This window comes from Ignavibacteriota bacterium (genome assembly GCA_019637995.1).
In the GTDB taxonomy this organism is placed as follows: domain Bacteria; phylum Bacteroidota; class Ignavibacteria; order Kapaibacteriales; family UBA2268; genus JANJTB01.
The window spans coordinates 286510-309937 of record JAHBUQ010000001.1 but is presented as its reverse complement, the minus strand read 5'-3'; the positions used below and the strand labels follow the sequence as shown (position 1 = coordinate 309937).

The window sequence follows — 23428 nt, the reverse complement described above, 5'->3', positions numbered from 1 at the left end:
AAAATGAACTTAATATTTCATTATTATTGTAATTTTACAATTTAAGTTATTATTTTTGTTGATGGTTTTTAAGTAAATATAAATAATCAGTAAAAAAAAATGAATATCAAAAATACTAATTCAGATAATTCTGGTGGCTCAAACAAATTTATTTCTTTTGCGGGAAATAAATTTATTCCTGTAATTGCGTTAATAATAATAGCAGTTTCAATCATTGCGGTATATTCTAACATACATGGCAATTCAATCCATTTTGATGATGAATTTATTTTCAAAAATACAGATTTGCATGACCCATCGGATTTTGATAAGCTATTTTCGATAAATAAATTCAGATTGGTACCATTTTGGACTTTTGCCGTTAATTATACATCAAGCAATGGTGGAAAGGAGCTTGCCGGATTTTATAATACAAACATTGCGATACATATTATCAATAGTTTTTTTGCTATTGGGATACTATTTTTAATATTCAAAACTCCGGTAATTAAAGAAACCGAAATGGCAAAATACGGACCACTTATAGCATTTTCAGGGGCACTGCTTTTTGCTATGCACCCGCTTCAAACTCAAGCTGTAACATATATTTATCAGCGACTTGCATCTATTGCCACTACTTTTTATTTCGGAGCCGTTTTGACTTATCTTGCCGGCAGAATCTCTAAAAAAGGGCTTTCTGTAAAATTACCACTTTTTGGATTGAGCTTTATATTCTTGATTCTTGGATTATTCTCCAAGGAAAATGTATTTACGATTTTCCCAATGATACTGATATTAGAGCTTATATTGTTTAATAAGAATTTCAGATTGTCTCCGGCTGTAATTGGAGTTTTCCTTGGCTTGATAGCTCTCGGCATATTTATATTTTTACAATTTCAGGTGCCTTCCAATATATTTCAGCCTATCAATAATTTTAATGGTGAAACAGTAACAAGCCAGAATTATTTGATTACTCAGTTTAAAGTATTGCCTCTTTATCTTAGGCTTTTTATAGCACCATACGGTCAGAATTTTGACCATGATATAAGAATCTCAGAATCATTTTTTGATTCTCAGGTTCTTCTTGGTTTTGGAATTTTGGTTATATTACTGGCTTTTGCAATTTATATGTATAAATATAATCGTCTTATTACATTTGGAATTTTGTGGTTTTTTCTTACAATATCGGTCGAATCAAGTATAATACCAATTGCTGACGTTGTGTTTGAACATCGCGTTTACTTACCTATGATTGGATTAGTTTTAGCTTTGACAGCTATTCTGTATGAGCTTATATCAAAAAAGGAAAAGTTAATTCCGGTGCTTTTTATTTTCTTGTTCATATTTTCAGCATTTTCTGCTTTTTTAGCTCATAATAGGAATAAAGTATGGGAAAGCGAAATCTCACTATGGAGTGATGTAATCAGTAAATCTCCGAAAAAAGCTCGTGCTTATTTTAAAAGAGGACAAGCTCTGATTTCAAACAAGAAAGTTAATCAGGCTTTAGATGACTTCAACAAGACTATTGAATATAATCCGGAATTCATTTCTGCTTATACCTATAGAGCTGCAATTCATATCAATTCGGAGAGATTTAAAGAAGCAATTACCGATTACGACAAATTTATTGAACTTTCTAAGGATAAAACCCAAGGCTATTTGAACCGAGCCAGGGTATTCAGCCGAATAAAACGAAACACTAAAGCTTTAGAAGATTACAATTCTTACTTGAAAAGGAATAATCTGGATATTGAAGTTTACCTCGAGAAAGCTGCTGTCTATGAATCAATGAATGATGCTGTCAGCGCAATCAATACAACCAAAGAAGCTTTAAAAATTGATTCGACCAACACAAATGCTATTGTAACTTTAGGCAAGTATTTATATATGAGAGGTGAGTTTGATAATGCCTTACCATGGATTGATAAAGTCATAAATTCAGAAAAAGCAACACGCAATTCCAAGCTAATTGCTTATAATATTAAGGGTAGTATTTACTTTTTTAAGAAGGATTATGACGAAGCTTTAAAATTCTATGATGAAGCCGAAAAAATCAATAAAAAACACAAGCCTTTACTTATCAATTATGCTCTTATTTACAGAACTTTAGGCGACTATGAGAAAGAACTTGCCATCATAGACAGAATATTAGAATTTGACCGAAGAGATGATAATAACTGGCTTGCTCGCGGTATCTGCAATATTAATTTAAAAAGATATAATGATGCCGATAAAGATTTGAGGAGAGCACTGGAAATAAACCGAAAGAATAAAGAAGCAAATTATCGTCATGCAAGTATTTATAAATATTTGCAATAAAGAATTATTCGGCTGAATATTTTATCGGGTCTGATTTGCCGGCATCTCTGAAACCTCTCAGACGGAGCCGGCAAGACTCGCATTGTCCGCAGGCAATATCGGAATTTTTGTAACAACTCCAGGTATGAGAGAAATCCACTCCTAATTCAAGCCCTATTTTGATAATTCCAGATTTAGTCATGTCAATAATCGGTGTGAAAATTTTAATTTCCGATCCCGGCTTTGTTCCTAAATTTATGGTTGATTGGAATGCCGAGAAGAATGATTTTCTGCAGTCAGGATAACCGCTTGAATCCTGCTCCATAGCACCGATAAAAATCGCCCTGGCTTCTATAACTTCAGCCCAGCTTGTAGCAATTGCAAGAATATTTGCATTACGAAATGGTACATAAGTATTTGGTATTTCACCTAAGCCGAGATTAGAATTTTTGACTTCAATTTTATTATCAGTCAGAGATGAGCCTCCAATTTCTGCAAGAAAACTTACATCAGTAACAAGTTTGTGTTCGATACTGAAATCTTGGCATACCAAATTGAAGCATTCTAATTCTTTCAATTGAGTAAGTTGTCCATAATTAAGGTGTATCGCTGCAAGTTCAAAACCGGCATTTTTAGCAATAGCAGCACAAACAGCCGAATCCATTCCTCCTGAGAGCAATACTATGGCAAGATTCTTTTTCATCAATAATTTATACTGGCTAAAAATGATTGAAAAATGTCATCAAATTCTCTTGGTGAGGGCATAATATTATTTTTAACATTTACAGGTACGAGCGAAAACTCATATAAATCGCCGGTAGTTGAAATATAAACAGCGCTTCTTGCTATCAATGCTCCACCTGTATTAGAATATTCGTATTTCACAAAATCCTGAGCTCCCATATTAATTTGCTGATATTTGCCAATTTGTTTTACAAACCCTACAGTTTTATTTTCCCGTCTATCAAGTGAAATCCTTGCAAGACCGAAAAGTCCTTCCTTTTCAATGATTTGCTTAATCAGTTCGTTATTCCTCAATACAGAGAAAACAGCAGAAAGTGTATAATCAGGATTCATTGCAACCGCAATAATATCGGGTGTAACTTTAGATTCTACATTGACCAAAAACCAACCATCAGGCAAGAAAGCAATCATATCGCCCTTATCAGAGCGAATTATATTTTCACTCATTTTTAAAATTGGTTTCGGACTAAGTACAAGCTCCTGTTCGAACTCCTGTACTCTCTTTTCTTCATGCACTACAATAATACATGAATTAAGAATAACCACTAAAAATACAATTAATATTCTAAATAAATTCTTGGACATAATATTTTAATATTCTTCAACATGCAATGCACCGTCTTTTTCTTCACAGTGCTTAGTATAATTATATTTTGACAGATAGTTTGTTACTGATTCGACCATTTTGGGATTGCCGCAAAGGAAGAAATGCGTTTTATTCGGATTAATTTCAATTCCTGCTTCGTTCTGAAGAGCTTCAGCCTCAAGGTGTTTCTCAATATATCCTGTGAGTCCCGTCCAGCTGCTGTCAGCTTTAAGAAGAGTCGGAAAATAGTAGAAATTTTTAAAATTTTGCTCAATAAATCTTAATTCGCTGTAGTAGCCTAAATCCCATGGATAACCTGCCCCATGGACGACAGCAAGTTTACTTTCAGTATGGTCTTTAAGATGAGATCTGAGGAAACTCATATAAGGAGCAAGTCCGGTTCCGGTAGCTATCATTACTATATTCGAACCATCGGGAACTTCGTTCAAATTGAAAATACCATGAATTTTATCGTCAATCCACATTCTTCTGCCTTGTGTCAGATTGAAAAGTCTTGGTGTGAGCTGTCCTGATTTTACCTGACTTATATAAAATTCGAATTCCGATATTTCATGTTTGGCTGAGGCTATGGAATATGGTCTGATTATTAGCTCATTTTCCTTCATTGGTTCTATAGTAACAACTGAATTAGCCGACCTTTGTTCATTTGAGAGAAGACCTATTGATGTATATTGCCCTGCCACAAATTCATTCCTTGGCTGGTCAGTTTTGATTCTGAGAATCATCAAATCAGGCGTCAACAAAATTTTACCTATTACTGTTGCGTTGTATAATGACGAGTTCATAAATTTTATTATTATAAATTGCACATATAGTTATGCAAAAATAAACATAGTTAAGTTTAAATTCGAAGTTTTATAAAAAAAATGATGTTTTTGTTGCTAAAATAATGAAACTTATTATAATTTGTAATGATTTTGGATTATTTTAAGGTGAAATAATCATGATGTGAATCATTATGAATACTCAAAGCTCCTGCTCGAACCAGTCTAATCATTAATCTCTCTGCTCTTCTGTCTGAAATATTTACTAATCTTGCAAAATCTTTGACAGTTACACGGTCATTTTTTTCAAGATAGGAAAAAAGCCGCTTTTCTTTCTCACCTATACTTAACTTGAGGGGTTTATCCTCAGTTGTCTGCCGCATAAGTCTTGTCATTTCGCGACTTGCTTCGACAGATTTCTCGCCAAGCCTTATATAAACTTTATATTCAGGTTTTTTGGAATCTGTATCTAAAATCAACTTGTGAGGTTTAACCGTGCTTTCCTTAATAACTAGTAACAGAATATCTTTATCATACAAATTTATAATATGAATTTCACCTTCAATTGGTGGCTCTATGTGAAACTTGCAGGCAGTCATTACGATATCGGATTCAGCTTTTTCACTTGCAATGCCATAAATCTTGCCATTATCATCAACACCAACAAAGAGATACCCACCTGAAGTATTTGCAATTGCTACAATTTCTTTGGCAAGTTTTTTCGGAGTTGTAGATTTTCTTTTAAATTCGACTGAACTTGATTCTCCACCCGAAATGATTTCAAGTACTTTTTTGGGGTTCATTTTATTGTTTTGGTATTATTATTTGTCTATAAGAGTGCTTTTTTGCTTAATTATTTCTTTATTCAATTTTATTTAAGTAATTTTACAAATGATTTGGTTACAAATTTTAAGACGAATATATTTGTTAATTTATAGATGGTAATTTTATGTTTTTAAAAAAATATTTTAATTTGTTTGGAATTTTGATTATCCTTATGTTTATATCAATGAATTCACAAGCCTTTTCACAAGTTTGGACAAAGGTTCCGGGTACTTTGGATTATGTAAATTTTTTAAAATTTTCAATTCATAATCAAGAAAAATTGTTTGCAGGTTCTGATGCTATTCCAACGGATATCACAACAAATATTGTAAATTTTCCCTTTTTCGGATATGGTTTTCAAGTAAGCAGTAATTCAGGTGCTACATTTTCTCAAGCGAAACTCACAGATTATTCAATATTTGATATTATTGAGTCCGGGGAAGATGCTTCTTTACTGATGGTTTCAGCCCGCAAACAGGACATTGGCAGAATACTCGTAACTAAGGACGGAGGCACAACCTGGGATGAAGAAACAAAAAGATGCGAAGGCTCATCGCAAGCATCAAGGTTCCAATCTGCTTCAGAAGGAGATAGTGAGGTTTTTTATGCTGCAATGCTAAATTCAACAAGCGGATTTCGCTACTCTGATGACTTATTTGAAAACTGCTTGACTACCGTCGAAACTAATATCAACTCACGCGATTTGGCAATATCAAAATCAAATCCAAAAGTCTTGTATCTGATCGGTGATAATGTATCAAGTGCCAGAGTTTTGTGCTCAAGTGATGGCGGTCAATCCTGGCAGGATCGCTCAGAAGGACTATTGAATTATAGGATATTATCTGTTCAGGTGTCACCTCTGAACGAAGCTGTGGTTGTGGTTGGAGCCGATTCTATCACACCTGCCGGAAGAATATTCGGTATGGGAGTTTTTTACAGTGATGATTATGGACTGAACTGGAGACACGCAGGAGCTGCAGGAGCTTCAGTCTTTGACATTCAATATCATCCGACTGATTCAAGATATTGGGCTGCAGCAGGTGGCGATAAAGGCGTTTTAATTAGCGGAACCGGTGGTGATTACTGGGAATTTTCAACCGACGGACTTCCGGAAGATTTCTTTGCCCGTAAAGTCGCTATTCCTAATGTTGCTCCTGATGCAAATGGTATAATTGTTTATGCATCTATTTATGGAAATGGCATTTATAAATCAAACCGCATAACAACTTCTGTAAAAAATAATGATTTTGCCGGGAATGCCGAATTAATTCAAACTGTTTTTCCTAATCCTGCTGAAAATTTTATTTCAATTATAAGTGAAGTTGATTTAAACGGTTTAAACTATGATATTTATAATCTATTTGGTTCTAAATTATCATTTGGGAAATTTGGCTCCTCTAATTTGTTGAATATTGCTGAATTGGCTTCCGGCACTTATTTCCTGAAAATAAGCCAAAATGAAAAGTATCAGCTGATTAAATTTATAAAAAATTAAGTAATGAAATATCTGGTTTTCTTAATATTAATTTTTATCTTGATTGCCTGTACCGAAAATGGTACAGGCAACAAGGATAATTCTAACCGTATAACCGGATGTGAGCCTGAATTATATGCTCCCAAGTTCAAGTCAATTGCTATTGATAACAGCCTTTTTGAGCTTGATAAGTATTATGGCAAGGTTATTCTTTTAGATTTCTGGGCTACTTGGTGCATTCACTGCAACTACTCACGACCAATGCTGAAGCTTGTTTATGATGAGTTTTATGCTGATACAAATTTTGTTATGTTTGGAATATCTGTAAACGACAAACCTGAAAAGTTGTTAGAATATCTGATAGATAAGGAGATTAAGTGGACTCAAATCCAAAATTCATCTCAATTAGGACCTGACCCTAAAACACTTTTCTGTGTTGATGGAATTCCAACGGTTATTATCATAGATAAAGATGGCAAAATTAATTCAAGAATTAATCCCAACAGCAGCGAAATTATGATTAGGAAAATCAAAGAATGTCTTCAGAAATAAAAATTCGTAAGGAATTAATTATTAATGAGTCTATAAAGTATAGAAAGAAAATAATAACTCACATATATGGAGGCAGAGGATGAAATACTTATTATTAATAATTACTGCTTATTTTTTTATTGGCTGTTCTGCAAAAGAAATACCCGCAAATCTAGATGAGCTGAATAAGCAGTATGGTTGCGAAGTAGGCGATGATGCACCTTTGTTTAAAACCGAACTAAGAGATAATTCTCTTTTCGATTTTGCTGATACAAAGGGAAAGGTTGTAATGCTTGATTTTTGGGGTGCATGGTGTTCAATTTGTGGTATGACCAGACCGGACATGAAACAATTAATCAATGATTATTCGAATAATATTGATTTTGAAGTCTTAGGTATATCTATAAACGACAGACCGGAAAAATGGATAGAATATATTGAAGAACATAATTTAAATTGGAAACACACTCAAAATTCTACGAAATTAAGTAAAGACCCACAAACCTTATACTGCATTCAAGGAGTACCTGCTGTAATTTTGATAGATAAGCATGGTAAAATACGTTATAGATTAAATCCCATAAATCATGACAAGTTGAAAGAAGCAATCGCAGAATTAGTTAACGAAGAAGTATTTAATTAAACAAATCACTCATCATAACTAAGGCAATGCCGGCACCAAAGCTTTCACCTAATTGAATACCATTGAAATTCTTATAAACTGGAAGCTCGAAGAAACCCGAAACTGATAATTTTCCAAAATTGCAGCTCAATTGCGGTACAATTGAAAGTACACTTCTTCCTGTATTTATAAGCAATTCACTTTCCTGATATGACTTTGATAAATGGTCATATCGAAATTCGACTAATCCATAAAATTTTTCAGAAATTTTTTTGGAGATGAATACAGAATTTATGTAACTGTTCCCTTGCTCAAATTTATCAGGATTTATGAGGAACAGCTCAGCTCTTGAAAGAAATACCAAATTGAAATCATCGTACAAATTTTTGAAATAAAACAGCTGAAGAATTCCGCCAGAATTTCCTGACAAAGCTACATTCCCAGAAAGCGGTTGTCTGTATCCAGCACCGATAGTGATTTCCTGCTTATTATCCCTGTCAGCAAGAACTGTATATTTTCCTATTAAATTAATGGATGAAAATCCAGAAATTCTTTCAATTTGATATCCCATATTAATATTTTTATCAGGGAAAGCTCCAATTTCAGTTTCTAAAGTGAATCTCTTAGTAACTCCATATCCGATATTTATTCCTGTGAAATTAATAAGCATTTGCTCATCATAAAATTTTCCGAGTTTTTGAGTTCCATCATAGAAATGGTCACCATACAGAGCTCTGTGCATTGCAATAATTCTCAATGAACCTTCTTTGAGAACTCCTATATTTGATGTTCCTGCGGCAAGTGCCGAGCCTGAAAATGCAGCACTGCAACAACCGCACTGCGAATACATCAAGTTGTATTGACAAATAATCGCAGCTAAAATCAAGGCAAGTAATTCGAATATTTTATTTTTCATCTATTTTTTCGATTATTTTGTTTATATCTGTGAAATCTTTTTTTAATAGAGATATTAATTTGCTTTTTTTATTTACAAAAACAACAGGTAGTTCTTCGATTTTAAACTTTCTATGCTTTCCATCGGGTGATTCCCAATAATCATCCAAGCCGGTAAGTGTAATTTTCGATTTATCAATATTGGAAATATTCAATAACTTGAAAAAATATGGCAGTGTCGAGGCGCATTCCATACAAGATGCCATAGCAAATATTTGAAAATCAATACCTTGCGAATTGATAATTTCTCTGAATTTTGCTACTTGATTTTCATCAAATTGACTTGAATCATAAAGTGTTCTGTCCCAACCGGATTTCATCATCCAATCTTCAATATCAACATTACCATTGAGCTTGTTTGTGTGAGTGGTCGAGCATGATGAAATAAGAATAGTTGCGATAAATATTATCGCACAAAAATTATTATTGACATTTTTATTACTTGCCATAATTTATAAAATCTTGTTTTTGCAAAATCTGACTGAACAAAAATAAGCAAATATTGTCAATGTAACAATTTTGCGATTAAAATCTGCAAAATAGCATTGTTTAAATAGCGTCTCATATTTTTTGTATTATTATTCTAAAAAATTATAATGAAATTACCCGAATTTAACAATATTCAAGATGCTCATAATCGCATTAGAAATCAAATTAAACATACACCTGTTCTAACATCAGAAAGTGTCAACAAAATTTTAGGTTGCGAAATTTATTTCAAATGTGAAAATTTCCAGAAAGTGGGTGCTTTCAAATTCCGTGGAGCATCGAATGCTGTTTTATCACTTACAGACGATGAAGCCCAAAAAGGTGTTGCAACACATTCATCCGGAAATCATGCTCAGGCTCTTGCTCTGGCAGCACGTATGAGGGGTGTGCCGGCTTATATTGTAATGCCAAACAATTCACCAAAAGTGAAATCTGATGCAGTAGCAGGTTATGGTGGTAAGATAATTTATTGCGAGCCAAACCTAAAAGCCCGAGAGGATACTCTTGAGAAGGTTACAGCAGAAACCGGTGCTAAATTCATACATCCTTATAATAATTTCAATGTAATTTGCGGTCAGGGAACTGCTGCTATAGAGCTACTTGATGAAGTTGTTGATTTGGATATTGTGATGACTCCTGTCGGTGGTGGAGGGCTACTTAGCGGTACTTCCATTTCTGTGAAGCACATTAGCCCCAAAACAGAGGTAATCGCAGGCGAACCAAAAGGTGCTGATGACGCATATCAATCTATCATGAAGGGTGATATTGTGCCCTCTGTAAATCCAAAAACTATAGCAGATGGGCTTTTGACATCTCTTGGTACACTCACTTTTGAAATAATCAAAAAAAACGTCAGTACTATTTTGACAGTCGAAGAAGAAACCATTATTAAGTCTATGAGGCTAATTTGGGAAAGGATGAAAATCATCATTGAGCCATCATGTGCTGTGCCGGTTGCTGCAATAATGGAAAACCCCGAAAGATTCAAACGCAAAAAAGTAGGTATTATACTTTCAGGAGGTAATGTTGATTTAGGGAAACTACCATTTTAAACTTTTTTGGAAAAAATAATACTTTTTGAATGATTAATCTTAAGTATTTTATTATATTTGTATCTTATTATTTAGTAAATAAAAAAAATAAGGTATGACAGAAAAGAAAGCTAAGAAAAATGGAAGATTTCAGCGAATCTTTTTAAAATCGTTGGACTATATTGAAATAATTGGAAATAAATTACCTCACCCGGCAACATTGTTTGCCCTACTTGCCCTGATGGTAGCAATATTATCATTCTTTGCTGATATGTTTGGATTTTATGCCTTGCATCCAATTACAAAAGAATCTATATCGGTAAATAGTTTGTTAAGTGGTGATGGAATTAGGTGGATTTATACCAATATAATCAAAAATTTCGTAAATTTCCCTCCACTTGGATATGTCCTTGTAGTAATGGTAGGTATTGGCGTAGCTGAAGGTTCGGGTCTATTCTCTGTAATGATACGTGCTCTTGTGCTTTCTGCACCGCCAAGGCTTATAACCGCTGCACTCGTGTTAGCCGGAATTTTGTCGCATCTTGCATCCGAAGCTGGTTATGTAATACTTATTCCACTCGGTGCTATGATGTTTCATGCCTTAAATCGGCATCCTATGGCGGGTCTTGCTGCAGCATTTTGTGGTGTGAGCGGAGGATTCGGTGCAAACTTTCTTATTGGTTCAGTTGACCCGATTTTAGCAGGCCTTTCAACAACTGCAGCGCAGATATTAGACAACACAATTGTTATAAATCCTGCAGTTAATTTCTACTTTATGTTTGCTTCAGGTATCATGGTCGTACTGATAGGTACATGGGTAACCGAGAAAATTGTAGAGCCGAGATTAGGAAAATATGAAGGAAATGCCAAAGCACTTGCAATTGAACAATTAACCTCATTAGAGAAAAAGGGATTGAGATTTGCAGGACTTGGACTTTTGGGAGTCATAATTGCACTTGCTATGACTGTAGTTCCTGAAAATGGATTGTTTAGAAATCCTGTTGACGGCTCTGTACTTCATTCTCCATTTTTTGACGGTATAATCATAGGTATTTTGATATTCTTTTTTATTCCCGGTTTAATTTATGGTGCAATTGTCGGTACAATCAAGAATGATAAAGATACAGTAAAGCATATCACACACTCTATGAGTGGACTGGCAAGCTATATTGTGCTTGTATTTTTTGCGGCACAGTTTGTATATTTCTTCAGCTACTCAAATCTTGGACTGATTCTTGCAATCAACGGGGCGGAAACTTTACGCAGTATAAATTTGACCGGAATTACACTTATCGCAGCATTTGTTTTGCTATCTGCTTTCATTAATCTCTTTATGGGCAGTGCATCAGCAAAATGGGCTATAATGGCGCCGGTTTTCATCCCTATGTTTATGCTATTGGGTTATCATCCTGCACTTACTCAAGCTGCATTCAGAATTGGCGATTCAGTAACAAATCTTGTTACTCCAATGATGAGTTATTTCGCTTTAATTGTAACATACGCTCAAAAGTATGACGAAAATTATGGTATTGGCACAATAATCTCAACAATGATACCATATACATTTATGCTTACAATTGCCTGGCTGATTATACTTATTTTGTGGATGTTGCTTGGTATTCCTCTGGGACCCGACGGACCACTCTATTTACCGAATTAAGATTATTGCTATATTGCATATTTTCAATCAGGAAAATGTACTGAAAATAATTGATTTAGAGCTTTATCATCAATCAAACTTACAGATGTGAGTTTGATTGATTAACTATTAATATCAATTATTACAGGCTATAAAATCAATCGGATATAATATTTGAAATTTGCTAAATAGCTCGAAATTATCTAACAAAATATAAATTTTTAAGCAAAATAAATTAAAATTTTATATAAAATTTTGATAATTCTGAAAATAATCGTATTTTTGCTGTTCTTTGATTTTAATATTTTAAATAGGAAGCATTATGCCAAAGATGAAATCAAACGGGTCCGCTAAAAAGAGATTCAAAGTAGCTCCAAGCGGAACCATCAAAAGGAAAAAGGCTTATCATAGTCATATCCTTACAAAAAAATCTGCCAAACGTAAACGTAATTTAAGGCAGTCATCAGTTATTGCTGATGTAGATGTTAAAAGAGTCAAAAGAATGTTAGGGCTCGCTTAATTAACATATTTTTATTAACCGGCGAACGGGATGGTTGCTCTCCCCGAGCCAATATTGGAGATTTAGTATGGCAAGGTCAGCCAATAAAGTAGCGGCAAGAAACAGAAGAAGAAAATTTCTAAAATTAGCCAAAGGTTATTGGGGTTCACGTAAAAACGTATGGACAGTTGCAAAAAATCACATTGAAAAAGGTTTGTTGCACGCTTATGTTGGTCGTAAACTCAAAAAACGTTCGTACAGAAGCCTTTGGATAATGCGTATCAATGCAGCAGCACGCGAAAATGATACAACATATTCAAGACTGATTCATGCCCTGAAGAAAAATAATATCAATATCAACCGTAAAGTTTTAGCAGATTTTGCTATGAACCGTCCGGAAGTATTCAAAGCTATTATTAGTCAGGTCAACAGTTAATATTGCTTCCTGATTAGATATTTTAAGAAGACTGCTTTTTACTAAGCAGTCTTTTTTTATTATGTTTTATTGAATGTCCATCACCTTATTGTCATTGTTTTCACATATAACGCATTGCAAATACCTTATTTGCAAAGAATATGTAAAAAAGTTCTTTTATATTTCATCAAAATATTGCATTTTTGTAATATGTTATTATGATTTTTTTAAATTTTTAATTATTGTTAGGTGATAACAATGTCTTTAGCATCAAGATTACTTGACTTCTTCACAAAGAAGAAAACAGTCGCCGAAGATACAGACGCACAGTCAAAAGTTAAACAGCAGAAGCTGGGTAAAATGACGGCTCGTGAGCGTATTGAGGCTATATTAGATAAGGATTCCTTCCACGAGTATGACCTATTTGTAGAGCACAAAGCCGAAGATTTCGGTATGGATAAAAAATTTCTCCCCCGTGACGGTGTCATAACCGGTACAGGTGATATTGTTGGACATCCTGTTTGTATATATGCTCAGGATTTCACTATAGCTGGTGGCTCTCTTGGGCTTGCTCATGCCAGAAAAATTACAAAAATAATGGACCATTCCATAAAACTTGGAATCCCATTAATTGGTATAAATGATTCAGGCGGTGCAAGAATTCAGGAAGGTGTAAATTCCTTGGCAGGATATGGAGAAATATTCTATCGTAATACACTTGCTTCAGGAGTGATTCCTCAAATTTCTGTTATATTGGGACCTTGTGCAGGCGGAGCTGTGTACTCTCCTGCGCTAACTGATTTTGTTTTTGTGGTTGATAAAATTTCGAAAATGTTTATCACCGGTCCTGAAGTAATCAAAACTGTATTGGGTGAGGAAATTAGCATGGAAGACCTTGGAGGTGCAAGAGTTCACTCTGAAATAACCGGAAATGCTCATTTCTTTGCTGAAAGCGAGGAAGAATGTTTTGAGCAGATAGCAAAATTAGTTTCATACATTCCCTGGAATAATTACAAAAAAGCAGAGAAATTTGCTCCAATGCCTCCAAAACCTGAATACAAAATACTTGATATTATTCCCAAAGAATCTACAATGCCCTATGATGTTCGTGATATAATAAAATCATTGAGCGATAATTCCGACTTTTTGGAAGTTCAGGAATATTTTGCACAGAACATTGTTGTGGGATTTGCTCGCTTCAATGGAGAAACAGTGGGTATTGTTGGCAATCAACCGATGGTTTTAGCAGGTGTTCTGGATGTGGATTCATCTGATAAAGCTGCTCGTTTCATAAGATTCTGTGATTCCTTCAATATTCCACTATTAACACTTGTTGACTTACCCGGTTATTTACCCGGTGTTGATCAGGAGCATGCCGGAGTAATCAGGCACGGCGCAAAGATTCTTTATGCTTATAGCGAAGCAACTGTTCCAAAATTAACAGTTGTTCTTCGTAAAGCTTATGGTGGTGGTTATATTGCCATGTGTTCCAAGCACTTAGGAGCTGATTTCGTATTCTCGCTTCCGACAGCCGAAATAGCTGTGATGGGTCCTGAAGGTGCAGCAAATATAATTTTCAAAAAAGAAATTTCAGAGGCTATTGACCCTGAAATAATGCGCAAGGAAAAAGTTGATGAATATACTCAAAAATTTGCAAATCCTTACAAGGCTGCTTCTGCAGGATATATTGATGCGGTAGTAACTGCTGATGAGTTACGTGGGCAGTTGCTTCATTCATTACATATAGCTACTAATAAAATTGAAAATCGTCCAAGTAGAAAACATGGCATACCGCCATTTTAAGGAGACATATTTATGAATGACCTATATACTGAATTTGTTGTTGATGACACGGTCTATGTTACCAAAGTCAATAAGAAATTTTCAAGCAGGAAAAATTTTAGTGGCTTTAATAAAAATGTCATCACTGCATTCATTCCCGGAGCGATTAGGGAAATATCAATCAAACAGGGTGATAAAGTTAAATTCGGAGAAAAGTTACTTGTACTTGAAGCAATGAAGATGAAAAATCTTGTGACAGCATCTGTAAATGGTACTGTTAAATCTGTTCACGTCAGTTTAGGCGAGAATGTTTCAAAAAATCAACTTCTGGTAATTATTGATGAAGATAAGTTATAGTTTATTACAATTTTTTAAATAGCATTATTTATTAAAAAAAATAGTACTCCACTTTGTTAGTAGAGTACTATTTTAGCATTAAACAACATGTAGCCTAAAGACTTGATGTAGCCTAAAGACTTGATTTTTCTTGCTCTTTAACGTCGTTCAAAATCTGTGAAACCTGATTAGCAGTTACATTGCTGAACACCTTGTCATTGATTGTAACAACAGGAGCCAACGCACACACGCCAATGCATCGTGTGCCCTCAATTGAGAAAAGTCCGTCGCTTGTAGTTTCACCCATTTCGATACCCAAATCACTTTTAAATGCATTGAGTACACTATCTGCACCTTTGACAAAGCAGGCAGTTCCAAGGCAAACTGAAATTGAGAATTTTCCTCGTGGTTTCAATTTGAAGTAATGATAAAATGTAGCAACACCGTAAACATTTGCAGTTGGTACCTGCAAGAGATGAGCTACTTCATCAAGATGAATTTCAGAAAGATAGCCGTAGCGTCCCTGTACTTTATGAAGAACCGCAATAAGATATGACTCGGGATGTTCTTTGGTAATACATTCATTTGCAAATTCTACAATATCTTTATCTAATGTAAATGTTTTATCGCAGCACATTATTTTATCCCCCTTGGTAATTTGGCAGAATAGTTTGTATGTAATAATTCATGAGCAGTATGACTACCGGGTTCGCCTAAAAACTCTTTATATATTTGTATTATAGCAGGATTTTCATGAGATTTTCTTAATGTTTTTCCGGAATCAATATCATACAGGGCGTTTTGTCTTAATTTTATCATATCTTTATCAAGAGGATAAACATATTTTTCAACATGTGATAATGGCTGACCACCACCTGCTACGCAGCCACCCGGACATGCCATAATTTCTATAAGATGATATTGCTTTTCACCTTTCTTAACTTTTTCCAAAATAGTTTTTGCATTGTTAAGACCATTAGCAACGGCAACATTTATTAAAGTTCCTTTAATGTCAATTGTTGCTTCTCTTAATCCTTCAATTGCACGTACTTCTGTGAAATTGAGGTTTGTAATTGATTCACCGGTGATCTTTTCATAAGCAGTTCTAAGAGCAGCTTCCATTACACCACCTGTTGAACCAAAAATATCGCCTGCACCGGAAGAAATACCCATAGGAGTATCAAAATCTTCTTCAGGTAAATTTGGAAAATCTATACCGTATGCTTTAATCATCCAAATTAATTCGCGTGTGGTTACAACTGTATCAGTGTAAGGAATACCTTCAGGAGAATAATGGTCTGGTCGTTTCGCTTCAAATTTCTTTGCAACGCATGGCATTACAGCAACTACATAAATATCTTTCGGGTCGCGCCCTGTTTTTTCAGCGTAGTATGTTTTGATTAATGTTGAAAGCATCTGCATCGGAGATTTACAACTTGACACATTTGGAAGCAATTCGGGATAAAAATGTTCAACAAAATTTATCCAGCCCGGCGAACAAGACGTGATAAGAGGTAAAGTACCTCCATTATTAAGTCGTTCAATCAATTCATGGCTTTCTTCCATAATTGTTAGGTCGGCTGTGAAATCAGTATCAAATACTGCATCAAAACCAAGCCGGCGAAGTGCAGCAACAGTTTTTCCGGTTGCACTTCTGCCATGTGGCAAATCCCATCCTTCATTTATTGCGGCTCTGATTGCCGGAGCAGTTTGGGCAACAACAAATTTATTAGGATCTTTCAAGATTTCCCACACATCTTCGGTATCATTCTTTTCGATGAATGCAGCTGTAGGACATACATTGATACACTGCCCGCATTTGATACAAACTGAATCATCCATCGGTGCCTGAAAAGCCGGAGTTACAACTGTATTTACACCGCGGAACATCTGGCTTAAGTTATGCACACCCTGTATTTCGGAGCATACTCTTACACATCTGCGGCAAAGGATACATTTTTCAGCATCACGTACTACTGAAACATTTGATTTATCAATTGGGAATCTCTTTCTTGCACCGTCAAATACTCTGTGACGAACACCAAGTTTGTATGATAAGTTTTGCAATTCACAATTGCCGTCACGTTCACAAGTCAAACATGCTCGTGGGTGATTATCGAGAAGTAATTCCACTAAATCTCTTCTTGTTTCTCTAAGCTCAGGAGAATTTGTTGTAATTTTCATTCCTTCCTGCAATTTTGTAGCACAAGCAGGAAGTAAATTACCATAACCTTCTACTTTTACAGAGCAAACTCTGCAAGAACCTTCAGTTGAAAGAAATGGGTGATAACATAATCTTGGCACGTGAGCATTTATTCTGTCAGCGGCTTCCATAATAGTAAGACCATCAGGAACCGAAACATTTATACCGTCTATTATAGCATTTATATATTTCATTTTATTTTCTCCTTTACCTTAAATTTTCTCAATTGCATCAAACTTACAAGCATTGAAACACTCACCGCACTTGATACAGTCCTGCTGTATTATTTCATGAACCTGCTTTCTGGCGCCCATAATACATGATACAGGACATCTTCTTGCACAAAGAGTACAACCGGTACATTTATCTGCAATAATGAAGTAGCTGATAAGTTTCTGACATTTTTGCGTTGGGCATCTGTGGTCTTTTATATGTGTTTCAAATTCCTCACGGAAATTCTGCATCATACTCAATACAGGATTTGGAGCTGTCTGACCTAATCCGCAAAGTGATGTTGTTTTGATAATTTTTCCTAATCGTTCAAGTTTATCAAGGTCTTCCATCACTGCCGAGCCATCTGTAATTCTTTCAAGTATTTCCAACATTCTGAAAGTACCTTCACGGCATGGGAGACATTTTCCACAAGATTCATCTTTCGTAAATTCAAGGAAGAATTTGGCAGTCTGAACCATACAATCAGTATCATCAAGTACAATCATACCGCCTGAACCCATCATCGAGCCAATTTCTTTCAATGTTTCATAGTCAATTGGAGTATCAACTTTTGATGCCGGGATACAACCGCCTGAGGGACCGCCTGTTTGTATTGCTTTAAGTTCATAATTACCCGGTACACCACCGCCAATGTCATAAATTACTTCACGCAATGTTGTACCCATAGGAACTTCGATAAGTCCGGTATTTTTTACTTTACCTGCAAGTGCAAATACTTTTGTACCTTTTGATTCTTTAGTACCAATTCGGTTAAACCATTCTGAGCCGTAAAGCATAATAGCAGGAACATTTGCCCATGTTTCAACATTGTTTATACAGGTCGGATGTCCCCAAAGTCCTGAAAGTGATGGATATGGAGGTCTGATTCTCGGTTGTCCGCGTTTTCCTTCAATCGAGTGAATTAAAGCCGTTTCTTCTCCACAAACAAAAGCACCTGCACCCAAACGTATTTCAAGGTCAAAACTGAAATCAGAACCAAGAATATTATTACCGAGGAGATTATTTTCCTTAGCAAGTTTAATAGCTTTTTCAATTCTTTCAATAGCAAGCGGGTATTCTGCACGAATATAGAAATAACCCTTGCTTGCACCCATTGAGTATGCACCTATTGTCATACCTTCAATGATTGAGAATGGGTCGCCTTCAAGAGCTGAACGGTCCATAAATGCACCCGGGTCGCCTTCGTCGGCATTACAAATCACATATTTGATTGGGTCATCACTTAAAGTAGCTGTTAATTTCCATTTCAAGCCGGTTTTATAGCCACCGCCGCCTCTTCCCCGAAGTCCTGATTCAAGAATTTCATCAATTACATAATTCCTGTCGCCTTTGTCGAGAATTTCAGCAAGTGCTTTATAACCCTGAGCGTGAATATAATCGGCAAGATTCTCGGGGTCAATAATACCGCAGTTTCTTAAAGTAATTCTGGATTGTTTGTTAAAAAATGAAACATCTCCGTAAAATCTCATATAATCTTCGCTAAGCTGCTCTGAATGAACAAGATGTTTTTTACATATTATTTTGTTTTTCAGATGAGATTCTATGATTTCATCCATAGCTTCTTCAGTATTGTAACGGTAAATCACATTCTCTGGAAATACAATCATCACTGCGTGCTTATCATCATCTTCAAATTTTGATAAACCAATATTGCCACCGCTTAAAACTCTGACAGAATCTGAATGAAAACCATGGTCAATTAGTCTTTCAATGAATAACTCACGTAAATCAACGTGGTCGGGTCTTTTTTCGTAATTTGTTTCGCAAAATGTTACAACATGTTCATAAAGTATGTCCGTTTTCTTATCAAGCATAAGACTTGGAACAGGTTTGCCACCAAGTACATGACTTTGAAATATTTCAGATACTTTATCAATTGTAACTTTCTGGTATTTGACTGCAAAATGATTTGGAGCAAAAACACCTACAATCGGCTCCTGTGAGCATCTTCCGGTACATCCTGTTTGTTTGACAAGTATGTCTTCTCTTCCTGAAGCTGCAATAAGTTTCAAAAATTCATTCCGGACAATATCAGCACCTGCTGCATTTTCGCAAGTTGCAGAACCGACTTGAATGATGACCTTATCATGAGATTTCGCATCAGTTGAGGCAAAATCAAGCTCACTTTTCAATTTATTGTAGTTATCAATAACCTTAGGCATAATATCCTCTTTCTTTACATTTTTAATATGTTATCAATAGTCTGTTTAATGTTATTAAATTCACATAATACAATAATAACTTTTACAAAAGTAACAAATTATTAGCAATCCTGCAAGAAAAATCGTAATAAATTATTATTTTTCAATACATTAGAATACTCTTAAATTTTAATTAGATAAGGCTAACCATTATCAGGTTTGAAAAGAGAAACGAGAGAATCATTAATGGGAAGTAATAACTTTTGATTTCAACGACTTAATTAATTCAATCTTTTTTTAAGAATTAAAGTATTATATTTATAAAAATTCGTTTTGGGAATATATTCAATTTCATCCATAACAAGTTTCATTATGTGAATACCAAGTCCACCTTTACGAAAATGCTTAAAGTAATCTACCATATCAGGTGATTCAATTGAGAGAGGATTAAATGGCTGAGAGTCATCTTCTATTTTAACAATTAAATAATTAGTTGTTTCGTTTTTATTGATTTTAACTTTAATTTCATTATTAGAATTATTGTTATAAGCGTATTTGATAAGATTAGAGCAAGCTTCATCTACAGCGAGTGCAATTTTATTGCTAATATTATTATCAAACCCAAACTTAACAGAACATTCAAATACAAAATTGCGAATCTTTTCCAGCTCTTGAGAGCCGGAAAGAGTGCAGAAACATTGATCTTTATTTGATTTACCTGCCATTATTCTTTTATTTTGTTTTCATAGAATTTTTGCAAACATATCTCTTCATCTTTATCAATATCAAAAAGCATAGGAAAGCCAAGTAAATCAAATACTGAGAATACTTTGTCGCTCATATTCGACATCTTTATATCACCGTTTTTATTACGAATTTCTTCAATAAATGACATAAAGACGCCAAGTCCGGCACTACTTATATAATCAAGTTGTTCAAAATTCATCAGAATCTTGTATTTCCCCTCAGAAATTGTTGACTGAATGGCATTTTCTAACTCTGAAGCTGTATGTGCATCTAAAAATCCTTTCAGATACATACATACGACTTCTTTTTCATATTTGATTTTCACATCAAACTTAATATCTTCTGACATAATTTTCTCCTATTAGATAAAAAAAGTAAATTATCAAAAAGCGTTCCGTTTTTACTTCCTGCTTAAAATAATTAAGGTCATATCATCGTGAATTTTTGCACTACCTGCAAAATTATCTATATAATCTCTGATTGAGTATATCATTTTTTCAGTATCAGCAAGGTCATTTCTTAGTATCATAACCTTCAGATTTTCAATTCCAAACTCTTCCCCTGATTGATTTCTTATTTCATTCAATCCATCAGTAAATAATAGTAATTTATCATCTTTTGACAATTCAATTTCAATTTCTTCCATATTTGAATTAAAGATACTTTCTCCGGTTAAACCAATTCCTAAACCTTTAGGAGTATATTCAATCACTTCTTTTGATGCTTTAACAAAAAAAGGCATGTGCCCTGCTCGTGCCATTTTAACCTTTGAGCTGTTCAAGCATAATGAAACTGCACTCATGGTGATAAACATCTGAGATTCCATATTCTTATGCAGAGTAGAATTTATCTTGCATAAAAGTTCTGCAGGAGAATCTGATTCCAAAGATTTTGAGAGCACTACACCTTTTAGCTGAGCCATATAGAATGCTGCAGATATTCCCTTGCCTGAGACATCGCCTATCAGCACGCAATCAGTTCCATTTTTCAACTTTACTAAATCATAATAATCCCCACCAACTTCCTGAGCTGGAATTGAGTAAGCCGAAATTGAATAATTTATGGGCTGATAGAGCTTTTGCGGCAAGAGTTTATTCTGCATTGTTCTTGCAAGCATCATCTCGTTACGATAGCGTTCTTTCTCTACTGATTCACGAAGTAATCTGGAATTTTCCAAAGCAATTTTGACATTATCGCCAAAAGCTGATAGAATGTTCAAGTCATCCGGCTCGAAGGCAAAATCCTCAGAATCAAATATAACCAGAGTTCCCTCCCGCTTTCTGGATGTAATGAGTGGTACTATGATTAATGATTTAGCGTTTGGAACATATTTAAGTATTTGCTGTAATTCTTTAATTTCTTTTACTGATTCAACAAGAATGGACTTACTTAATGACTGGAAGTACTTGTCAATCTTAAGTTTTTCATGAATTAGTCTGACAGCATCATTTTCTACATTCACACAAGACTGAATTTCAGTTACATTGTTTTCATATATTTCAGTCCAGGCACCATAAGCCGAGCTTGCTTGAAGCGCCAGATTAGTTACTGTGTCAATAAGTGTTTGCCGGTCATTATTTGCTGATTCTGCAACAACTTTATTCAAATATGTTAGTGTGTTAATTTCAGATGATTTTCTTTCAACAATAACAGAGGATGGCATTACAGCTAAAATGCTCATAAAAATTCTGAAAAGAAAGACTCCATAAATTAAAAATGAAATCGAAAGTAGAGACAGAGTAAATGGATAAACTTCAGAAAAACTTCCGAAAATAAGCGAATTCTCATCACCGGTCTCAAGAAGTAACTTTATAACAATTATAATATTTAAAAGTATCAGCCAAAAATATTTAGTTCTTTGGTTTCGTGCAAGAGATGCAACCCATGCTGTTTTTTTATTAGCTAAAAACGCAAACAGGAATATAGAAAGAAAAATAATACTCGAAAGGACTTTCAGCCAATTTTGGAATTCTAAATCGAAAAATACTGAAGCAGCTTCATTTGCAAGGATGAAAGCAATCAGGAAAGCTATAACAAATAAATAAAAGCGTGTCAGGCGGTGTCTTCTGAACGAAAGCCATTTATAAGTAAACTGAAAATTGATGTATATTACAATTACTGTATATATATAAAAGAAGTCGGCAAGTATAAGTCCAATATAAGACCTTTTGAATAATGCAGATGTATCTTTGAATGAGAAAAATATCACAAGTAAAACAATTATCAGAGATAAAACAAATGTTTGATAAAGCGAATTGAGAAAAGCATCACCACTTGTATCATTTTCCTGATCTAACTTATCCGTTGTTCCTTTTAGATAATAATATCCGAATGAAACAAGAATTGCTATTGATGTAATAAAATACCATAAAATAGCTGTAGAGCCGCTGCTCATATCCAATGAATATAATAACAAATCACCTGTGAGTCTCACAAGAAAGAAAATTATTCCGGCTACAAGAAATATTATTTTGTTATATTTTGACATTTTTTAAAAATTTAACCTGACACATATCAAAATTACGAAATTTTTATTGTTTAGTTACTAATATTTTTCAAAAAAAATCATTTGAATGAAATAAAAATTTAAATTGAAGTAAATTGTACTTATATTCAGTATAAATTAAAGTAAAATTACTTTTATTTCGTGTTTGAATATTTTGTATTAAAAATGATTAAAAAAATGCAAGTTTTATTAAAATTACAAGAGAATCAAAGCTTATCAGCCACAGACGAAGTCGGTTTAATTACTCTATTCGATGCCACAAAAAACCACGGCGGCGATGAAACAGCTTCAAGCCCGATGATTGTAATGCTTGAAGCTATGGCAGCTTGCTCATTTCTTGATGTTCTTGCAATTATCAAGAAAAAAAGAAAACAGGTAGATGATTTTCAAATAGTTGTTAACGGCAAAAGAGCAGAAACACATCCAAAAGTATTTGAAGAAGTTCATCTTCATTATATTTTAAAAAGTCCTGATGCTGAGTATGGCGACCTCGAAAGAGCAATGGAATTGTCACAAACCAAATATTGTGGTGCATCAGCTATGTTTCAGCGTTCCGGTTGCAAAGTTACATGGGATGGTGAAATTATTAAATGAATTTAAATTTAATA

Annotated in this window: 23 protein-coding genes; 11 read left to right on the top strand and 12 right to left on the bottom strand. The window is 34.4% G+C overall.

Going from position 1 to position 23428, the window contains the following annotated elements:
* Window positions 1-99 precede the first annotated feature (99 nt).
* Entirely contained in the window at window positions 100-2298 is a 2199-nt protein-coding gene (locus KF896_01195) for a hypothetical protein (protein MBX3042310.1), read from the top strand.
* 4 nt (window positions 2299-2302) lie between these two features.
* Here KF896_01195 and queC read toward each other — a convergent pair whose 3' ends face one another.
* The 4 genes from queC to KF896_01175 all read right to left on the bottom strand — a co-directional run bounded on the left by queC (window position 2303) and on the right by KF896_01175 (window position 5195).
* Window positions 2303-2980 (bottom strand): 7-cyano-7-deazaguanine synthase QueC, encoded by a 678-nt coding sequence (queC, locus tag KF896_01190; protein MBX3042309.1) that lies wholly within the window; start codon window positions 2978-2980, stop codon window positions 2303-2305.
* A complete protein-coding gene (locus tag KF896_01185; GenBank protein MBX3042308.1) occupies window positions 2980-3606 on the bottom strand; it encodes a hypothetical protein in 627 nt (208 codons plus the stop codon). The genes queC and KF896_01185 overlap by 1 nt, the downstream gene beginning before the upstream one ends.
* Before the next feature lie 6 nt (window positions 3607-3612).
* Window positions 3613-4413: a ferredoxin--NADP reductase gene (locus KF896_01180; protein MBX3042307.1), complete on the bottom strand. Its 801-nt coding sequence runs from the start codon at window positions 4411-4413 to the stop codon at window positions 3613-3615.
* Window positions 4414-4550: 137 nt separating this feature from the next.
* Entirely contained in the window at window positions 4551-5195 is a 645-nt protein-coding gene (locus tag KF896_01175) for a putative DNA binding domain-containing protein (GenBank protein ID MBX3042306.1), read from the bottom strand.
* Between the two features lie 194 nt (window positions 5196-5389).
* Between KF896_01175 and KF896_01170 the strand changes: the two genes are divergently transcribed.
* From KF896_01170 to KF896_01160, 3 genes are all read left to right on the top strand, one after another.
* Window positions 5390-6712, top strand: a complete 1323-nt coding sequence (locus tag KF896_01170; protein ID MBX3042305.1) for a T9SS type A sorting domain-containing protein — start codon at window positions 5390-5392, stop codon at window positions 6710-6712.
* A 3-nt stretch (window positions 6713-6715) separates the two neighbouring features.
* Window positions 6716-7243 carry a TlpA family protein disulfide reductase gene (locus tag KF896_01165; GenBank protein MBX3042304.1) on the top strand — a complete coding sequence of 176 codons (528 nt, stop codon included), beginning with the start codon at window positions 6716-6718 and terminating at the stop codon, window positions 7241-7243.
* Between the two features lie 79 nt (window positions 7244-7322).
* Entirely contained in the window at window positions 7323-7865 is a 543-nt protein-coding gene (locus tag KF896_01160; protein MBX3042303.1) for a TlpA family protein disulfide reductase, read from the top strand.
* Here the strand turns inward: KF896_01160 and KF896_01155 are convergent.
* Window positions 7858-8760: a hypothetical protein gene (locus KF896_01155; protein ID MBX3042302.1), complete on the bottom strand. Its 903-nt coding sequence runs from the start codon at window positions 8758-8760 to the stop codon at window positions 7858-7860. The two genes, KF896_01160 and KF896_01155, sit on opposite strands and share 8 nt — an antisense overlap.
* The gene (locus KF896_01150; GenBank protein MBX3042301.1) at window positions 8750-9247 is read right to left on the bottom strand and encodes a hypothetical protein; all 498 of its coding nucleotides are present in this window, start codon (window positions 9245-9247) and stop codon (window positions 8750-8752) included. Before KF896_01150 ends, KF896_01155 begins: the two co-directional genes overlap by 11 nt.
* Before the next feature lie 147 nt (window positions 9248-9394).
* Between KF896_01150 and KF896_01145 the strand changes: the two genes are divergently transcribed.
* From KF896_01145 to KF896_01120, 6 genes are all read left to right on the top strand, one after another.
* On the top strand, window positions 9395-10339 hold the full coding sequence (locus KF896_01145) for a pyridoxal-phosphate dependent enzyme (protein MBX3042300.1): 945 nt from the start codon (window positions 9395-9397) through the stop codon (window positions 10337-10339).
* Between the two features lie 94 nt (window positions 10340-10433).
* Window positions 10434-11978 (top strand): AbgT family transporter, encoded by a 1545-nt coding sequence (locus KF896_01140; protein ID MBX3042299.1) that lies wholly within the window; start codon window positions 10434-10436, stop codon window positions 11976-11978.
* 301 nt (window positions 11979-12279) lie between these two features.
* On the top strand, window positions 12280-12477 hold the full coding sequence (gene rpmI, locus KF896_01135) for a 50S ribosomal protein L35 (GenBank protein MBX3042298.1): 198 nt from the start codon (window positions 12280-12282) through the stop codon (window positions 12475-12477).
* 67 nt (window positions 12478-12544) lie between these two features.
* A complete protein-coding gene (gene rplT, locus KF896_01130; GenBank protein MBX3042297.1) occupies window positions 12545-12892 on the top strand; it encodes a 50S ribosomal protein L20 in 348 nt (115 codons plus the stop codon).
* 237 nt (window positions 12893-13129) lie between these two features.
* Window positions 13130-14674 carry an acyl-CoA carboxylase subunit beta gene (locus KF896_01125; protein ID MBX3042296.1) on the top strand — a complete coding sequence of 515 codons (1545 nt, stop codon included), beginning with the start codon at window positions 13130-13132 and terminating at the stop codon, window positions 14672-14674.
* 12 nt (window positions 14675-14686) lie between these two features.
* Entirely contained in the window at window positions 14687-15010 is a 324-nt protein-coding gene (locus KF896_01120) for an acetyl-CoA carboxylase biotin carboxyl carrier protein subunit (GenBank protein ID MBX3042295.1), read from the top strand.
* A 112-nt stretch (window positions 15011-15122) separates the two neighbouring features.
* Here KF896_01120 and nuoE read toward each other — a convergent pair whose 3' ends face one another.
* From nuoE to KF896_01090, 6 genes are all read right to left on the bottom strand, one after another.
* The gene (gene nuoE, locus KF896_01115) at window positions 15123-15626 is read right to left on the bottom strand and encodes an NADH-quinone oxidoreductase subunit NuoE (protein ID MBX3042294.1); all 504 of its coding nucleotides are present in this window, start codon (window positions 15624-15626) and stop codon (window positions 15123-15125) included.
* Window positions 15626-17386 carry a [FeFe] hydrogenase, group A gene (locus tag KF896_01110; protein ID MBX3042293.1) on the bottom strand — a complete coding sequence of 587 codons (1761 nt, stop codon included), beginning with the start codon at window positions 17384-17386 and terminating at the stop codon, window positions 15626-15628. The genes nuoE and KF896_01110 overlap by 1 nt, the downstream gene beginning before the upstream one ends.
* Window positions 17387-17404: 18 nt before the next feature.
* Window positions 17405-19033 carry an NADH-quinone oxidoreductase subunit NuoF gene (gene nuoF, locus KF896_01105; GenBank protein ID MBX3042292.1) on the bottom strand — a complete coding sequence of 543 codons (1629 nt, stop codon included), beginning with the start codon at window positions 19031-19033 and terminating at the stop codon, window positions 17405-17407.
* Window positions 19034-19848: 815 nt separating this feature from the next.
* The gene (locus KF896_01100) at window positions 19849-20292 is read right to left on the bottom strand and encodes an ATP-binding protein (protein MBX3042291.1); all 444 of its coding nucleotides are present in this window, start codon (window positions 20290-20292) and stop codon (window positions 19849-19851) included.
* Window positions 20292-20663: an STAS domain-containing protein gene (locus KF896_01095; protein ID MBX3042290.1), complete on the bottom strand. Its 372-nt coding sequence runs from the start codon at window positions 20661-20663 to the stop codon at window positions 20292-20294. The genes KF896_01100 and KF896_01095 overlap by 1 nt, the downstream gene beginning before the upstream one ends.
* Before the next feature lie 51 nt (window positions 20664-20714).
* On the bottom strand, window positions 20715-22802 hold the full coding sequence (locus KF896_01090; GenBank protein ID MBX3042289.1) for a SpoIIE family protein phosphatase: 2088 nt from the start codon (window positions 22800-22802) through the stop codon (window positions 20715-20717).
* 195 nt (window positions 22803-22997) lie between these two features.
* On the opposite strand from KF896_01090, the gene KF896_01085 reads away from it, so the two are divergent.
* Window positions 22998-23414, top strand: a complete 417-nt coding sequence (locus tag KF896_01085; GenBank protein ID MBX3042288.1) for an OsmC family protein — start codon at window positions 22998-23000, stop codon at window positions 23412-23414.
* Window positions 23415-23428: the final 14 nt, after the last annotated feature.

Coding starts and splice junctions, on each gene's coding strand:
- KF896_01095 (MBX3042290.1), bottom strand. CDS start 20,663: ATGTCAGAAGATATTAAGTTTGATGTGAAAATCAAATATGAAAAAGAA.
- KF896_01195 (MBX3042310.1), top strand. CDS start 100: ATGAATATCAAAAATACTAATTCAGATAATTCTGGTGGCTCAAACAAA.
- KF896_01120 (MBX3042295.1), top strand. CDS start 14,687: ATGAATGACCTATATACTGAATTTGTTGTTGATGACACGGTCTATGTT.
- KF896_01170 (MBX3042305.1), top strand. CDS start 5,390: ATGTTTATATCAATGAATTCACAAGCCTTTTCACAAGTTTGGACAAAG.
- nuoE (MBX3042294.1), bottom strand. CDS start 15,626: ATGTGCTGCGATAAAACATTTACATTAGATAAAGATATTGTAGAATTT.
- KF896_01155 (MBX3042302.1), bottom strand. CDS start 8,760: ATGAAAAATAAAATATTCGAATTACTTGCCTTGATTTTAGCTGCGATT.
- KF896_01085 (MBX3042288.1), top strand. CDS start 22,998: ATGCAAGTTTTATTAAAATTACAAGAGAATCAAAGCTTATCAGCCACA.
- KF896_01185 (MBX3042308.1), bottom strand. CDS start 3,606: ATGTCCAAGAATTTATTTAGAATATTAATTGTATTTTTAGTGGTTATT.
- KF896_01150 (MBX3042301.1), bottom strand. CDS start 9,247: ATGGCAAGTAATAAAAATGTCAATAATAATTTTTGTGCGATAATATTT.
- KF896_01090 (MBX3042289.1), bottom strand. CDS start 22,802: ATGTCAAAATATAACAAAATAATATTTCTTGTAGCCGGAATAATTTTC.
- nuoF (MBX3042292.1), bottom strand. CDS start 19,033: ATGATTGTATTTCCAGAGAATGTGATTTACCGTTACAATACTGAAGAA.
- KF896_01165 (MBX3042304.1), top strand. CDS start 6,716: ATGAAATATCTGGTTTTCTTAATATTAATTTTTATCTTGATTGCCTGT.
- KF896_01175 (MBX3042306.1), bottom strand. CDS start 5,195: ATGAACCCCAAAAAAGTACTTGAAATCATTTCGGGTGGAGAATCAAGT.
- KF896_01145 (MBX3042300.1), top strand. CDS start 9,395: ATGAAATTACCCGAATTTAACAATATTCAAGATGCTCATAATCGCATT.
- KF896_01100 (MBX3042291.1), bottom strand. CDS start 20,292: ATGGCAGGTAAATCAAATAAAGATCAATGTTTCTGCACTCTTTCCGGC.
- KF896_01160 (MBX3042303.1), top strand. CDS start 7,323: ATGAAATACTTATTATTAATAATTACTGCTTATTTTTTTATTGGCTGT.
- queC (MBX3042309.1), bottom strand. CDS start 2,980: ATGAAAAAGAATCTTGCCATAGTATTGCTCTCAGGAGGAATGGATTCG.
- rplT (MBX3042297.1), top strand. CDS start 12,545: ATGGCAAGGTCAGCCAATAAAGTAGCGGCAAGAAACAGAAGAAGAAAA.
- KF896_01180 (MBX3042307.1), bottom strand. CDS start 4,413: ATGAACTCGTCATTATACAACGCAACAGTAATAGGTAAAATTTTGTTG.
- KF896_01110 (MBX3042293.1), bottom strand. CDS start 17,386: ATGAAATATATAAATGCTATAATAGACGGTATAAATGTTTCGGTTCCT.
- KF896_01125 (MBX3042296.1), top strand. CDS start 13,130: ATGTCTTTAGCATCAAGATTACTTGACTTCTTCACAAAGAAGAAAACA.
- KF896_01140 (MBX3042299.1), top strand. CDS start 10,434: ATGACAGAAAAGAAAGCTAAGAAAAATGGAAGATTTCAGCGAATCTTT.
- rpmI (MBX3042298.1), top strand. CDS start 12,280: ATGCCAAAGATGAAATCAAACGGGTCCGCTAAAAAGAGATTCAAAGTA.